Genomic DNA, 14,661 nt, shown 5'->3' with positions numbered 1-14,661 from the left:
GGTAGACGATCGGGATCGGTCCAGAAGGCATTTCTACGCCGGTCGGCCCTGAACCTGTTGCTCCGAACGGTTGATGGCGGCGCTTGCCCAATCTGGTCTATACCAATTGGGAACGCTCTTCCGGCCGCCGCGTGGTTCCCTGCCCGCCTCTGGAGGTCCGTCATGCGCTTGCGTTCCCTCACCGTCGCCGCGATCGCTCTCATGGGCGCATTCGTCGCGCCAGTCGCGGCCACGGCCGCCTCCGCACCGCAGTCCGCGGCCCTGCCGCAGGCGGCCGGTTCCCCCATCCCCGTCGCGCCCTACGTCGACATGGGCGAGTGGCCGACGCCCGTCCTGTCCACGATGGCGAAGTCCGGCAACCTCAAGGGATTCACGCTCGGCTTCGTCACCTCGGCCGGCTGCAAGGCCAGCTGGTTCAACGCCTACGACCCGCGAGCCGCCTGGCAGAGCGACGAAATCGCCAAGATCCGGTCCGCCGGCGGCGACGTGAAGGTGTCCTTCGGCGGCGCCAGCGGCATCGAACTGGCCCAGGCCTGCAGCAGCGTCAGCTCCCTGGCCGCCGAGTACAACGCTGTGATCAAGGCCTACGGCCTGAAGTACGTCGACTTCGACATCGAGGGCGCGGCCGTGGCCGACCCGACCTCGATCACCCGCCGCTCCCAGGCGCTGGCCCAGGTGCAGTCGGCCAACCCCGGCATCAAGATCTCGCTGACCCTGCCGGTGCTGCCGTCTGGCCTGGACACCAACGGCCTCAACGTGGTCAAGGCGGCCAAGAGTGCGGGCGTCAACCTCGACATGGTCAACATCATGGCCATGGACTACTACATGGGCTCGGCCAACCAGGGCGACCGTGCCGTCTCGGCGGCCAAGGCGACGCAGGCTCAGCTCAAGTCGCTGTACGGCCTGTCCGACGCGGCGGCGTGGAAGAAGGTCGGCGTCACCCCGATGCTCGGCGTGAACGACTCGCAGAACGAGATCTTCTACCCGGCCGACGCGACCAAGGTGGTCAACTTCGCCAAGTCGGTGCACCTGGGCATGCTGGCCTTCTGGGAGGTCGGCCGGGACGCCAACGCCTGCACGGGTGCGCTCTACCGCTGCACCAACGTGCCGCAGTCGCCCTACCAGTTCTCCAAGATCTTCGCCGGTTACACCGGCTGAGCCGGCTGGGCCTCGCCCAACCCTGTCGGGTGAGGCCCAGCGGTGAACCGGGTCGGAAATTGGTGCGTACCAATATTCGACCCGGTTCGACTGCTCCTGGAGGACCCCCGATGACCATTCCCCCTGCCCGCCGCAAGGCGCTGATGGTCGGCGGTGTGATGGCGGCGGCCGTCACGATCGGCATGGCAACGGTGTTCGGCGCCAGCTCGAACGACGCGAACGCCGCCTCGAACAACAAGGTCGCCCGCCCGGCCGCGGCGACGACCATCGCCGTCGCCCCGTACGTGGACATGGGCCTGTCCGCGGACAAGCTGTCCCAGTTCGCCAGCGCCAGCGGGATCAAGTCGTTCAGCCTCGCCTTCGTCACGTCGGCCGGCTGCCAGGCCAGCTGGTTCAACGCGCACACCATCGCCGAGGGCTTCGGCCTCGACCAGGTCAACAAGATCCGGGCCGCTGGCGGCGACGTGAAGGTGTCCTTCGGCGGCGCGACCGGCATCGAACTGGCCCAGGCCTGCACGGACGTCAACCAGCTCGCCGCGCAGTACACGTCGGTGGTGAAGGAGTACAAGCTCACCCACATCGACATGGACGTGGAGGGCGCGGCAGTCGCCGACAAGGCCTCCGTCGACCGGCGGTCCAAGGCGCTTGCACTGGTGCAGAAGCAGAATCCGGGCGTGAAGGTGTCGCTGACGCTGCCGGTGCTGCCCACCGGCCTCACCGCCGACGGCCTCAACGTGGTCAAGTCGGCCAAGGCCGCCGGCGTGGGCCTGGACGTCGTCAACATCATGGCGATGGACTTCGGCACCGCCGAGAAGGACATGGGCGCGCAGGTGATCCAGTCCGCCCAGAGCACGGAGAAGCAGCTCAAGACGATCTTCACCGGCCTGTCCGACGCGCAGGCGTTCAAGATGCTCGGCATCACGCCCATGCTCGGCGTCAACGACACCCAGACCGAGGTGTTCAGCCTGGCCGACGCCAAGGCCGTGGTGAACTTCGCCAACTCCCAGCACGTCGGCTACCTCGGCTACTGGGAGCAGAGCCGGGACGCGAACGCCTGCACCGGCGCGCTCTTCCAGTGCACCAACGTCCCGCAGAAGGCGTTCGACTTCGCCAAGGTGTTCGCCGGCTTCAAAGGTTAGTCGTCGTACGGGTCGTCCGCGACCGAGCCGTACTCGGACTCGTCGGTGTCGTCCGGGTCGATCAACGCGAACCGGGTGCCGAGCGGGTCGGCCAGCACGGCGACCCGCCCGAGCGTCGAGCGGTACGGCTTGAACCGCAGCCGCGCCCCGAGTCGCCGGGCCAGCGCGACCGTGGCCTCGAAGCCCAGGTCCGGGTCGACCGCGAACTGCGCGATCCACCGGGCCGGCACGTCCTCCGGCGTGTCCAGCGCCATCCGTACGCGGGCGAGGACCGAATCCTCGCCCGCGTACCACACCATGTGGTCGAAGCGCCGGCCGTCGCCGAACTGCTTCTGGCCGTAGTCGAAGACGGCCCCGAAGAACCGGTCGGCGAGCGTCGCCCGCCACGTGACGAGCTCGGCCCACACCAGCGATCCGGGCACGCCGGCGGTGAAGTGGTGGCCCTCGTCGCATTGGCACAGTCCCACCGCGGTGCCGGTCGGGTCGAGCAGGATCGCCTTGTCTCCCAGGCGTTCCGCTATTCGACCTCCGTATCGAGTGGCCAGTCGCGCGGTCGTGTCGATGTCGGGCGTGGCCAGGTACGGCGTCCAGCCCAGTGCCGGTTCGGCGGCGCGGCGCACGCCGGCGACCGGCTCGCCGAACAAGGTGGCGGTGGTGTCGTCGAATTCCCAGCCGAACAGTCGGCCGTAGAAGCGGGCGGTGGCGTCGGGGTCGGGTGTGGCGATCTCAAGCCAGCACGGGCTGCCCAGGGCGGGCTTCGTGATGACGGACATGGGGTCGCCTCCTCAAGGTGTAGAAGGGGCCTCGCCTTGAGTATGTCATTACTTATTCTTTACCTACAACTGCTGCGAAGGGCCCGATGATGCGGAGGTGCGAGGCTCAGAGCGGCCGAGCCCCCGCCCGGAACGGGCGGCAAAGAGACTGTCGGGGGCGCGTGGTTCTATCGACGCGTGGCACGCAGAAGCACTCCACTCGCGCTGGTCCGCCGGCCGGCGCAGCCGCCGCCCCGGCCGCGGTGGGACGCGACCGCGCGTCGGGTCATCGACCACGAGGGTGGCCCGCTGCGCGTGCTCGGCGGCCCGGGAACGGGCAAGACGACGCTGCTGGCCGGCGTCGCGGCGGATCGCGTCCTGAACACGGGCGTGGACCCGGAGAGCGTTCTGGTGCTGGCGTCCAGCCGGAAGTCGGCGGTGGCGCTGCGGTCGCAGATCACCCGCCTGCTCAAGGACCGCGGCCCGTCCCGCACGGCCCGTGAGCCCCTGGTTCGCACCGTCCACTCCTACGCCTTCGCGGTGCTCCGCCTCGTGTCCACAAAGGAGGGTCTGCCGCCGCCACGCCTGCTCGCCGGCCCGGATCAGGACGCGATGGTCCGTGACCTTCTCGTCGGCGACATCGAGATGGGCGCGGGGTACTGGCCGGAGAGCCTGCGGCCGGCGCTGGGCATTCCCGGCTTCGCGGCGGAGCTGCGCGACCTCATCCTGCGCGCGGCCGAACGGGGTCAGGGCCCCGAGGACCTGGTGCGGCTAGGACGTGAACAGGGCGTGCCGGAGTGGACCGCGGCCGGCACCTTCTGGCACCAGTACGAACAGGTCACGCTCCTTGCCGGCAGCGAGGCGCAGGAGTCGGCCGCCCCGGCCTACGACGCGGCGGAGCTGGTGGCCGGCGCGTTGCTGGCGTTCGACCTGGATCCCGACCTGCTGGCCGACGAGCGCGCGCGGGTCCGGTACCTGCTCGTCGACGACGCCCAGCACCTCGATCATCAGCAGTTCGCGCTGGTCAGGGCGCTGGGAGCGGCGGCGCACGAGTTCATCGTCGCCGGCGACCCGGACCAGGCGATCTTCTCCTTCCGCGGCGCGGATCCCACACTGTTCACCGACCGTGGCGACGGCCCGGTCGAGGTGCTGAAGGTGGATCACCGGATGGCGCCGGAGATCCGCAAGGCCGTCGGCCGCTTGCAGGCACGGTTGCCGGGCGCGGGCCCGCAGCGGGAGCTTCTTCCCCGGGAGCACGAGGAACGCGGCAGCGTGCAGATCCGGCTGCTCGCCTCGGCGGCGCAGGAAGCGACCTGGATCGGCGATCAACTCCGCCGCGCCCACCTGCTGGACGAGGTGCCGTGGTCGGAGATGGCGGTGCTGGTCCGGTCAACCGTGCACTCGCTTCCCGTGCTGCGCAGGGCACTTCTCGCCGCCGGCGTGCCGCTGGCCGTTCCGGTCGACGAACTGCCGCTGGCGCAACTCCCGGCGGTGCGGCAGTTCCTGGTGCTGCTCCGGTGCGCGGACGACCCCTCCATGCTTGATCAGGACACCGCCGCGTACCTGCTCGAATCTCAGCTCGGCGGCGCGGACACGTTGGCACTGCGGCGACTGCGCCGTGGTCTGCGCCGGCTGGAACTGGCCGCCGGAGGCGATAGGTCCAGCGGCGAGCTGCTCGTCGACGTGATCAACGACAACGACCTGTTGATCGCGTTGGAGGACAGCGAGGCGGCGCCGGTCCGCCGGATCGGCACGCTGATCAGGACGGCCCGGGACGCGATCGAGGCCGGCGCGAGCGTGGAACAGGTGCTGTGGCAGCTGTGGAAGGACAGCGGCCTCGAACAGCGCTGGGTCGCGCAGGCCACCCGCGGCGGCCCGACCGGCGCGCAGGCCGACCGCGACCTGGACGCGATCGTCGGCCTGTTCGACGCGGCTGCCCGATACGTCGACCGATTGCCCGCCGCGAGCGTCGCCGGCTTCACCGATTACCTTACGGCGCAACAGATCGTCGGTGACTCGTTGGCGCCGACGGCGCCGCTGGGCGAGGCCGTCACCGTGATCACGGCGCATGCGGCGGCCGGTCGCGAGTGGACGGTCGTAGCGGTGCCGGGCGTGCAGGAGGGCAGCTGGCCGGACCTGCGTATGCGCGGCACTTTGCTCGGCGTGGAACGGATGCGGGACCTGCTCGACGGCGTCGTCCCCGGTGACGTGGTGTCGGCGACCGCGCCGCTGCTCGCCGAGGAACGCCGGCTGCTGATCGTCGCCGCCAGCCGGGCGAAGCGAACGCTGCTGGTGAGCGCCGTGCGAGGCGAGGACGAGCAGCCGTCACGGTTCCTCGACGAGTTGGAGGGCACCGCCGCCGACCCCGAGGCGGCGGTCCGCCCGGTGTTCACGCCGCCGCGTGGGCTGGTGCTGTCCGAGCTGGTCGGGGAGTTGCGCCGAGTCTGCTGCGACGGCGAGGCGGAGCCCGAAAGGCGCCGCCGCGCCGCCAAGCAGCTGGCCCGGCTGGCGGCGGCCGGGGTGCCCGGAGCGCACCCCGGGTCCTGGTACGGGCTGCCGGAAGTCTCCACTGACAGTCCGTTGTGGACGGATGAGGAGACGGTCAGCGTCTCCCCGTCCACCATCGAGGTGTTGAGCAAGTGCCCGCTGCGGTGGATGGTTGAGCGGCACGGCGGCGAGGACCCGGCGCAGCTCGCCTCGATCACCGGCACTCTCGTGCACGCGCTCGCTCAGGCCGCGGCCAGCGGCGTGGACCGGCTCGAACTGCAGGTCCGGCTGGACCAGGCGTGGGCGGCGGTGGATGCCGGCGCGCCCTGGTTCTCCCGCCGGGAGCGCAACCGGGTGCAGAAGATGCTGGACACGTTCATGGCCTGGTTCGAGCGCAGCCGCGCCGAGCTGACCCAGGTGGCGGTCGAGCGGGACCTGTCGGTGCAGGTGCCCAAGCAGGCCGACGGCCCGTGGCTGCGGGTGCGCGGCCGGGTCGACCGGCTGGAGGTCGACGACCAGGGCCGGCCCGTCGTCGTCGACATCAAGACCGGCAAGCAGCCGGTCAGCAAGGACGACGCCCAGGAACACCCGCAGCTGGCGGTGTACCAGCTGGCCACCCAGCTGGGGGCGTTCGAGGAGCTGGGGCTGAGCGAGGAGCCGGGCGGCGCCCGGCTGCTCTACGTGTCCAAGGAGGACAAGAAGACCGGTGCGGCGGAACGGGTCCAGGCGCCGCTGGACCCGGACTCGTCCAAGGTGTGGCTGGCCACGGTGCAGGAGGCGGCGTCCTCCTGCGTCGGGCCCGAGTACACCGCGACCGAGAGCCCCGACTGCCCGCGCTGCCCGGCGCGGACCTCGTGCCCGCTGCAGGAGTCCGGTCGTCAGGTCGGGGAGTGAGAGGAGGTGACTCGATGACGTGACGACTGCGGCGACGACGCCGCCTCGGGTGTCGGCCAGGCCCCGGTCGACCGCAGCCAGGTGTCCACGGCCCAGCGCCAGCGCAGCGCCTCGGCCAGCGAGCCCTCCGGCGGGGTGAAGCCGGTCAGCTCGCCGAGCCGGCGCAGGCGGTGCTTCACGGTGTTGGGGTGCACGTGCAGTGCCAGCGCCGTGGCGTCCACCCGGCCGCCGTGGTCGAGGTAGGTCAACGCGGTCGACGCCAGCAGCCGGTGGAACTCGTCGGTGCCGGCGAGGCCCGCCAGCAGCTCGTCGGCGAGCATCCGGCCCAGCGCCGGGAAGCCGTCGGTGACGAGATCGACGGCCAGCTCGGCCAGGCGCACCGGCCCGACCAGGCCGCGGCAGCGTCCGGTCTGCAGGGCGGCTCGGCACGCCTGGTACGCCGCGCCGAAGTCCTTGGGCAACACCGGCGGCGTCACCACGGCCAGCACGTCGGCCACGGACGCCAGGTCCGGCAGCTGCACGGCGACGCCGCACACCAGACCGTCCACGGTGACGCAGAATGTCTCCGCCAGCGCCGCCTCCGCGCGGCGGGCCTGGCGCGGGTCGCTCACGTCGGCCAGCACCACGTGGTAGTGCCGGTCCTCGGCCAGGCCGGTGTTGACCACGCCGGTCACCGGCCCGCCCTTGAGCAGCTCGCGCAGCGCCTGCACACGGGCCGCCTGGGCGGTGCGGGCCAGCCGCAGCTCGGTCTCCCGGTACGCCTCGACAAGCCGGTTCTGCAGCTTGTTGGCGTAGCCGTCGAGTTCGAGCAATGCCGCCACGAAGTCGTCGGCGAGCATCTCGTGCTGGCGCAGCCGGCCGCCGAGCTCGCGCAGCACATGCGCGCGCCCGGTCTGGAAGCCGGCGAGCAGCGCCGACAGCGGAACGCCCTGCAGTGCCCGGTCGGTGGCGAGCCGGTCGGCGACCTCCACGCCCAGTCCGGTGGAGTCGATGAAGGCCGCCGACGCGACACCGAGCAGCGCGGCGATGTGCCGCCGCACCTCGGCGACGGGGAGCGCAGCCACCTGCGGCGACTGCGCCCGCACCTCCGTCACCACGCCGTCGAGCACGTCCGGGTCCGCCCGCATCTGCTCCATGATGCGGCGCAGCGTGGCGCGCCCAGTCGTCTCCTCGGTCATGGCCGCCTCAGGACAGCGAGCCGAGCACGCTCGGGTCGACCTTGGCCACGCGCTCGCGCTGCGGGAACGTGCCGACGGGCACCCGTGCGACCTCGGTCCCGGAGCGGTAGTCGACGACCGACACGGCGTTGGCCTGGCTCAGCGACACGTAGCAGTAGTTGCCGTCGGTGCTGGTCTGGCCCCAGTAGGGCAGGCTGTTGGTCGGGTAGTTGACGAACGCCTTGTCCACCAGGCCGTCGGTGCTCACCAGCGCCACGTAGTCGTCGATGGTGCCGACGTCGCACAGCGTGCTGCCGTCACCGGACAGCGCGAGGCCGTGGTGCGCCGAGTTCTTCGGGTAGTCGTCCGGCTTGAGCGACTTGGCGTGCTCGCTGAACGGCTGGTTCACCGTGGCGACGATCTTGCCGGCGTTCAGGTCGTACTTCACGAAGCCGTTGAGGTAGGACAGCTGCGCGTAGAAGGTGTTGCCGTCCGGCGCGACCAGGTTGGGCCGGATGCCGTGCGGGAACGTCCAGGTCTTGACGACCTGCATGGTCGACGCGTCGATCTTGGTCAGCTGGAACGCGCCCTTGGCCCACTCCATCGACTGCGGCAGCGAGATGTTGCCGATGCTGGAGTTGTAGACGTACTTGCCGTCGGGCGTGTAGTCGTTCTGGTGTGGGTAGTTGCCGGTCGGGGCGGAGCTGACGATCTTGCCGTTGGCGGTGTCGATGAACTGCGCCTTGTTTGCCGTGGTCGCGGACACCACGAACCTGGTGCCGTCCGGGGACAGCGCCGCGTGGTCGGCGTGGAAGCCCTCCAGTCGGGTGTGCCACAGCTCCTGCTTGGTGGCCAGGTCGAAGGCGGCGACGTCGTCGAGGTTGCCGCGGGAGACGTAGAGCCGGCGACCGTCGGGGGACAGCGCGGCGTCGTCGACGAAGCGGTCGCCGCCCTCGATGCCCTTCACGGTCTCGTAGCCGATCCGCTGGATCGGGTCCATCTCGTTGATGCGCTGCTGCAGGTCGGGGATGACGTTGAAGCTGCCCAGGTTGGCGAAGCCGTTCTCGTCGATGAAGCTCACCGAGCCCGTCTGGCTGTTGCCCACGAGCAACACGTTCTTGAGCCCGGTGACGTGCGGCGTTGCAGGGCTGGCGGAGGCCGCGGGGGCGGCGACGGAAGCCGCGGCTACCGCGGCGGCCAGGAGGATGCGCACGGTCGGCATCGGCCTAGTTTGGGTTAAATCGGTGTGACCCGGATAGCCGCGACCGGACCAATGTGAAACTTCTTCATTGTCGGTCGCGGACAATGGCTGCGCCGATCGGCCGCACGGCGGGTCCGTTTCGGTCCCTGAGGTGCGACGACCTAGCGTGGTGCACGTGCAACTGGTCAGCCCGCAGGAGGTGGCGGCCGCGCTCGGCCTGCCACCGCCGACGGACGAGCAGGCCGCGGTGATCGCGGCCCCGGCGCAGCCGGCGCTCGTCGTCGCCGGCGCCGGCGCGGGCAAGACCGAGACGATGGCCGCCCGCGTGGTGTGGCTGGTGGCAAACGGCCTGGTCACGCCCGATCGCGTGCTCGGACTGACCTTCACCCGCAAGGCTGCCCGCCAGCTCGGCGAGCGCGTCCGGGCCCGGCTGCGGCGGCTGGCCGGCTCACCCCTGCTGGACCGGCTCGACCCCGGCGGTGACCGGCGTGCGCTGGTCCTGGCGACCGAACCGACCGTCCTCACCTATCACGCCTACGCGGGTCGGTTGGTCGGCGAGCACGGCCTGCGGCTGCCGGTCGAACCCGGAGCGCGGCTGCTCACCGGCACGGCGTCGTGGCAACTCGCGCACCGCGTGGTGTCGACGTGGACCGAGGACCTCGACACCGACAAGGTGCCGGCCACCATCACCGGCTACCTGCTGGCGCTGGCCGGCGAGCTGGCCGAGCACCTCGTCGACCCGGACAAGATCAGGCGGCACGCCGAGTGGCTGCAGCGCACGATCGAGTCCGCCCCGAAGGGCCCCCGGCAGCGGGCCGAGTTGTCCACGACGCTGCGGGAGATCATCGCCGCGCAGCGGTTCCGGGTCGCGATGCTGCCGCTGCTCGACGCGTATCAACTGCGCAAGCGCAAGGAGGCGGCGCTCGACTTCGCCGACCAGATGGCGCTCGCCGCGCAGTTGGCCAGCGGCTACCCGGAGGTCGCCGAGGGCGAGCGCAACCGGTACGGGGCGGTGCTGCTCGACGAGTACCAGGACACCGGCCACGCCCAGCGCGTGCTGCTGCGCTCGCTGTTCGGCACCGGCGACCCGATGCCGGTGACGGCCGTTGGCGATCCCGCACAAGCGATCTACGGCTGGCGCGGCGCCAGCGCGGCCAACCTGCCCCGGTTCACCACCGACTTCCCGCTGGCGGACAAGCGGCCCGCCGCGAAGTACGGGCTGCTCACCAGCTTCCGCAACCCGCCCGAGGTGTTGGCCGTGGCCAACGCGCTGTCCGGGCCGCTGCGCGCCGCCGGTCTCGACGTGGACGAGCTTCGCGCTCGACCCGGCGCGAACCCCGGCGATGTGCACTGCGCGCTGCTGCCCGACGTGCGCACTGAGGTCACCTGGCTCGCCGACGAGCTCGCCGCGCGTTGGGAGGCGCAGTACGACGCCACCGGCAAGCCGCCGACCGCCGCCGTGCTGGTGCGCCGCCGGGCCGACATGGGCGCCATCGCCCATGCCCTACGCGAGCGTGGGCTGCCGGTGGAAGTCGTCGGCCTCGGCGGGCTGCTCGACGAGCCCGAGGTGCGCGACCTCGTCAGTGCACTGCGCGTGCTCATCGAACCCCTTGCCGGCACCGCCGCCGCACGACTGCTCACGGGATCTCGCTGGCGGCTCGGCGCGGCGGACATCGCCGCGTTGTGGGAGCGTGCCGGCGAGCTGGCCGGCCGGCAGCGTCCCAGCAGCGGCGACGACCCGTTGGCGGCGATCACCGACGCGTTGCCCGGTGAGCACGCCGAGCAGGCCGGGCTGGTCGACGCCATCGACGATCCCGGCGATCCCGAGAACTACTCGGAGGCCGGCTACAAGCGGATCCGCCGCCTGGGCAACGAGTTGGCGACGCTGCGCCGCCGGCAGGACCAGCCGCTGCCCGACCTCGTCGCCGACGTGGAACGCACGCTGCTGCTCGACATCGAGGCCACCGCCCGGCCCGGCCGCGTCGGCCGCGCCCACCTCGACGCGTTCGCCGACGTGGTCGCCGACTACGCCTCGGCCAGCCCGTCCGCGACCTTGCCGTCCCTGCTGGACTATCTGCGCACCGCCGAGAACGCCGAGGACGGGCTGGAACCCGGCGAGGTCGAGGTCGCCGAGGACCGCGTGCAGATCCTCACCATGCACGCCGCGAAGGGCCTGGAGTGGGAGATCGTCGTGGTGCCGCACGTGGTGCGCAACGTCTTTCCCGGGCCGCGGAAGTCGTCGTCGTGGCTGAAGAACGTCACCGAGCTGCCGGCCGACCTTCGCGGCGACAGCCAGGACCTGCCTCGGCTCAACCTCGACGGCGCCTCGAACCGCAAGGAGGTCGAGGAGGCCATCGCCATCCACAACGAGGAGTTCGAGGAGCGGCGCCTGGTCGAGGAGCGGCGACTGTGCTATGTGGCGCTGACCCGGTCGGAGCGAGTGTTGCTCGTTTCCGGGCACTGGTGGGGGGAGACGGGGGAGAAGCCGCGCGGCCCGTCGGACTTCCTCGACGAGGTCCACGCCGTGCTCAGCACCGGCGACCGGCCGCCCGGCATGATCGATCACTGGGCCCCCGCGCCGGCCGAGGACGAGTCCAACCCGTTGACCGCCGACGTGCGTACCGCGCGCTGGCCGGTCGATCCGCTGGCCGCTCGCCGCGAAGCGGTCGCCGAAGGGGCCACAATGGTCCTCGCTGCGCTCGCTGATCTCTCCAATCCCGATGCCGAACGTGAGGAGGACACAGAGGAGGAAGACGACCCCGAGGGCTGGGCCGCCGACGTCGACGTGTTGCTCGCGGAACGGGAAGCCGCGCGCAGCCGGCGTGAACTCGTGGCGCTGCCCGACCAGCTCACCGTCAGCCAGCTCGTCGAGTTGGCCGACGACCCCGACGCGCTCGCCCGACGCCTGCGCCGACCGCTCCCGTTCCCCCCGAATCCGTTGGCTCGCCGGGGAACCGCGTTCCACGCCTGGCTGGAGCAGCGCTTCAAGTCCAACCGGCTGTTCGACCTCGACGAGCTACCCGGCGCCGCTGATGACGTCGTCGGTCAGGAGACCGACGCCGACCTCGCTCGCCTCCGCTCGGCGTTCCTGTCCAGCCAGTGGGCCGACCGTGTCCCCGTGGACGTCGAGGTCGCCTTCGAGACCGAGGTCGACGGCGTTTCCGTGCGTGGCCGGATGGACGCCGTCTACGCCGACCCCGACGGTGGTTGGACCGTCGTCGACTGGAAGACCGGCGCCGTTCCGGACGAGGACAAGCTGCCGGCGCTGTCCGTCCAGTTGGCCGCCTACCGCCTGGCGTGGGCGGCGCTGAAGAACGTGCCGGTGGACCGGGTCCGCGCAGCGTTCCACTACGTGCGGCACGACCACACCCTGCGACCCGCCGACCTTCTGGACGCCGACGGCCTCAAGCTCCTGCTGAGCACGGTGCCCCGCGCCTGAGGTCGAACTCGCCGTACGGTGAGCCCGTCGGTCTCGGCGGTGCCGTCAAGCCGGTGCCCCGCGCCTGAGGCCGAACTCGTCGCACGCCGGGCCCGCCGATCCCGGCGCCCGGTTACGGCAGCTGCTCGGCGCCGTCCCAGTGCTGGAGCAGCATCGCGCCCGGGGCGGTGACGTGCGCGTACAGCACCTCGAGCAGCCACCGGCTGAACGGCGAGGGGCCGAACTCGCTGGCCCGGTCCTCCGGCGCCACCTCGACCCGGGCGGGGCCGTCGTCGCCGGCGCGGACGAGGCCGACGCCGTAGTAGTCGAGCTCGATCAGCGGCCACGGGTCGTAGTCGGGGCTCTCGGGCACCACCACCGCGCACGGCGCGAGCGTCATGAGCGTGCCGCAGGCCTCAAGCGCCTGCTCCACCGTCGACTCGGTGACCAGGATGCCGATCAGCTCGATGGCCGACACCGGCACCACGTCGTGGAACGCGGGCTCGAACCAGGAGTGGAACCAGGACGGGTCCGGCGCGGGTGGCCAGCCGTTCTCGGTGCGCCAGCGGTGCACGTCCGCGCGCAGCCGAACCACCGCCGACACTCGTTGACCGAGCACGGCCACATCCGAGATCACCGTGCCCTGCCACCCGAGGGCGGACACAGCGTGCTGGGTTCGCGACTGCACGCGATCATCCTATGGTCAGGGTCGCCGCGGCGACAGGGTCTTGCAGATAGCCAATTGCAGGAAACATACGGCTCAGGCGGCCGAACGGCTCACCCGAAGGGCCCAAATCACCAATGGAACCTGGAGCAGAAGGCGGGCGACAGTGGCCAGCTGCTCGCCCTTGGACAGGCCACGGGCGTCCAGGGCCATCTTGATGTTGGCCGGGAAGACGGCCGTGAACAGGGCGGCCGCCGCCAGTCCGCCCAGCCGCCGGGTGCGCGGCGCGGCGACCGCGACGGCCACCGCCAGCTCGGCGACGCCGGAGAGATACGTCCAGGTCCGAGCCTCGCCCGGCAGCACGGTCGGCACGATCCGGTCGTACGGCTTCGGGCAGGCGAAGTGGGTCACGCCCGCGATCGCCAACAGGGTGGACAGTGCGAGCGCCGGACGGCGGGAAGTCATGGACCGAGAGTGACACGAAGGGTCCCTTCGCGGCGAGACAATGCGGGTCCTAGCAGGTCGAACGCGATATGGTGGGGAAGTTACCACGGTGTGCCCATGATCGGTGGAAAACTTACCTATCCGGGGGAGGTGATCACGGAGTGGGCCGCCCATTACCCTGCGGCAGCATGAGCAGCAGCGTCGACGGGCTCGCGGACCGCCCGGGGCACGCCCTCGTCGGCGTGGTGCGGATGCCGGCGTCCGGCGGCAGCCCGGTCCGGACGATCACCCGCCGCGTGCTGTTCGCACTGCTGGCGCTGGTCGTCACGGTCGTGGTCGTCTACCTCGGCCGCGAGGGCTACCGGGACGCCAACGGCGCCGCCCAGGGCCTGAGCCTGGTGGACTGCCTCTACTACGCGACGGTCTCGCTGACCGCCACGGGCTACGGCGACATCGTGCCGGTCACCACCGCGGCCCGCCTGGTCAATGTCCTGGTCGTCACGCCGATTCGCGTGCTGTTCCTCATCCTGCTGGTCGGCACCACGCTCGAGCTGCTCACCGAGCGCTCCCGGCAGTCGTTCAAGATCCAACGCTGGAGGTCGAAGGTGCGCGACCACGTGGTCGTCGTCGGGTACGGCACCAAGGGCCGCGCCGCGGTCGTCACCCTGCTCGGCGAGGGCGTCGAGCCGAGCCAGATCGTCGTCGTCGACACCACCAAGGCGGCGCTGGAGGCCGCGGGGTCGCGCGGCCTGGTCACCGTCACCGGCTCGGGCACCCGCTCCGACGTGCTGCGGGTCGCCGGCGTGCCGAAGGCCCGCGCGATCGTGGTGGCCACCAACCGCGACGACACCGCCGTGCTCGTCACGCTCACCGCCCGCGAGCTCGCGCCCAAGGCGCAGATCGTGGTCTCGGTGCGTGAAGCCGAGAACGAACACCTGCTCCGCCAGTCCGGCGCCGACCAGGTCGTGGTGTCCAGCGAGACGGCCGGCCGGCTGCTCGGCATGGCCACCAGCACGCCGAGTGTCGTCGCCATGGTCGAGGACCTGCTCACCCCGGACGTCGGCCTGGCCATTGCCGAGCGCGAGGTCGAGGACGGCGAGGTCGGCGGCTCGCCGCGGCACCTGTCCGACATCGTGCTCGGCGTCGTCCGCAACGGCGTGCTCCACCGGGTCGACGCCCCGGAGGCCGACGCCATCGAGACCGGCGACCGCCTGCTCTACGTCAAGAAGGTCACCCCGGCCTGACCCGCCGGCGTCTGGTTCCTGCCTCTGACGCGACCACGCCTGATTCCCGCCCTTCGTTGGGTTATGTCCGTCAGACGGCGGCGCTACCGTCCGTGCTGGCCCC

The 14,661-nt window shown here is 71.2% G+C and carries 10 protein-coding genes; 5 read left to right on the top strand and 5 right to left on the bottom strand.

Features of this window, described 5'->3' with window-relative positions; all coding sequences use genetic code 11:
* The first annotated feature begins 162 nt into the window (after nucleotides 1-162).
* Both BJ998_RS13820 and BJ998_RS13815 read left to right on the top strand, forming a co-directional pair.
* On the top strand, nucleotides 163-1,158 hold the full coding sequence (locus tag BJ998_RS13820; protein ID WP_184861800.1) for a chitinase: 996 nt from the start codon (nucleotides 163-165) through the stop codon (nucleotides 1,156-1,158).
* A 110-nt stretch (nucleotides 1,159-1,268) separates the two neighbouring features.
* Entirely contained in the window at nucleotides 1,269-2,297 is a 1,029-nt protein-coding gene (locus BJ998_RS13815) for a chitinase (RefSeq protein WP_184861798.1), read from the top strand.
* On the opposite strand, the gene BJ998_RS13810 is transcribed toward BJ998_RS13815, so the two are convergent.
* The gene (locus BJ998_RS13810; RefSeq protein WP_184861796.1) at nucleotides 2,294-3,070 is read right to left on the bottom strand and encodes a VOC family protein; all 777 of its coding nucleotides are present in this window, start codon (nucleotides 3,068-3,070) and stop codon (nucleotides 2,294-2,296) included. The genes BJ998_RS13815 and BJ998_RS13810 overlap by 4 nt on opposite strands.
* Nucleotides 3,071-3,247: 177 nt before the next feature.
* Here BJ998_RS13810 and BJ998_RS13805 point away from each other — a divergent pair, with 177 nt between their 5' ends.
* Entirely contained in the window at nucleotides 3,248-6,430 is a 3,183-nt protein-coding gene (locus BJ998_RS13805; protein ID WP_184861794.1) for an ATP-dependent helicase, read from the top strand.
* Here the strand turns inward: BJ998_RS13805 and BJ998_RS13800 are convergent.
* Nucleotides 6,415-7,608, bottom strand: coding sequence for a PucR family transcriptional regulator (locus BJ998_RS13800; RefSeq protein ID WP_184861792.1), 1,194 nt, complete (start codon nucleotides 7,606-7,608; stop codon nucleotides 6,415-6,417). The genes BJ998_RS13805 and BJ998_RS13800 overlap by 16 nt on opposite strands.
* Before the next feature lie 7 nt (nucleotides 7,609-7,615).
* Nucleotides 7,616-8,809, bottom strand: coding sequence for a YncE family protein (locus BJ998_RS13795; RefSeq protein ID WP_184861790.1), 1,194 nt, complete (start codon nucleotides 8,807-8,809; stop codon nucleotides 7,616-7,618).
* A 130-nt stretch (nucleotides 8,810-8,939) separates the two neighbouring features.
* Here BJ998_RS13795 and BJ998_RS13790 point away from each other — a divergent pair, with 130 nt between their 5' ends.
* Nucleotides 8,940-12,227 (top strand): ATP-dependent helicase, encoded by a 3,288-nt coding sequence (locus BJ998_RS13790; protein ID WP_312890098.1) that lies wholly within the window; start codon nucleotides 8,940-8,942, stop codon nucleotides 12,225-12,227.
* A 112-nt stretch (nucleotides 12,228-12,339) separates the two neighbouring features.
* On the opposite strand, the gene BJ998_RS13785 is transcribed toward BJ998_RS13790, so the two are convergent.
* Both BJ998_RS13785 and BJ998_RS13780 read right to left on the bottom strand, forming a co-directional pair.
* The gene (locus tag BJ998_RS13785; protein WP_184861788.1) at nucleotides 12,340-12,894 is read right to left on the bottom strand and encodes a hypothetical protein; all 555 of its coding nucleotides are present in this window, start codon (nucleotides 12,892-12,894) and stop codon (nucleotides 12,340-12,342) included.
* 72 nt (nucleotides 12,895-12,966) lie between these two features.
* Nucleotides 12,967-13,335, bottom strand: a complete 369-nt coding sequence (locus BJ998_RS13780; RefSeq protein ID WP_184861786.1) for a DoxX family protein — start codon at nucleotides 13,333-13,335, stop codon at nucleotides 12,967-12,969.
* 167 nt (nucleotides 13,336-13,502) lie between these two features.
* Between BJ998_RS13780 and BJ998_RS13775 the strand changes: the two genes are divergently transcribed.
* Nucleotides 13,503-14,558, top strand: coding sequence for a potassium channel family protein (locus BJ998_RS13775; protein WP_184861784.1), 1,056 nt, complete (start codon nucleotides 13,503-13,505; stop codon nucleotides 14,556-14,558).
* Nucleotides 14,559-14,661 lie beyond the last annotated feature (103 nt).

The sequence above is a fragment of the Kutzneria kofuensis genome (assembly GCF_014203355.1).
GTDB lineage: Bacteria > Actinomycetota > Actinomycetes > Mycobacteriales > Pseudonocardiaceae > Kutzneria > Kutzneria kofuensis.
Note: the sequence above shows the minus strand (reverse complement) of the source record. Positions and strands in the feature narration are given on the sequence as shown.

Bases quoted from the DNA above. Each gene is read 5' to 3' on its own strand.
- BJ998_RS13810 (WP_184861796.1), bottom strand. From the start codon at position 3,070: ATGTCCGTCATCACGAAGCCCGCCCTGGGCAGCCCGTGCTGGCTTGAG.
- BJ998_RS13775 (WP_184861784.1), top strand. From the start codon at position 13,503: ATGAGCAGCAGCGTCGACGGGCTCGCGGACCGCCCGGGGCACGCCCTC.
- BJ998_RS13795 (WP_184861790.1), bottom strand. From the start codon at position 8,809: ATGCCGACCGTGCGCATCCTCCTGGCCGCCGCGGTAGCCGCGGCTTCC.
- BJ998_RS13820 (WP_184861800.1), top strand. From the start codon at position 163: ATGCGCTTGCGTTCCCTCACCGTCGCCGCGATCGCTCTCATGGGCGCA.
- BJ998_RS13780 (WP_184861786.1), bottom strand. From the start codon at position 13,335: ATGACTTCCCGCCGTCCGGCGCTCGCACTGTCCACCCTGTTGGCGATC.
- BJ998_RS13800 (WP_184861792.1), bottom strand. From the start codon at position 7,608: ATGACCGAGGAGACGACTGGGCGCGCCACGCTGCGCCGCATCATGGAG.
- BJ998_RS13815 (WP_184861798.1), top strand. From the start codon at position 1,269: ATGACCATTCCCCCTGCCCGCCGCAAGGCGCTGATGGTCGGCGGTGTG.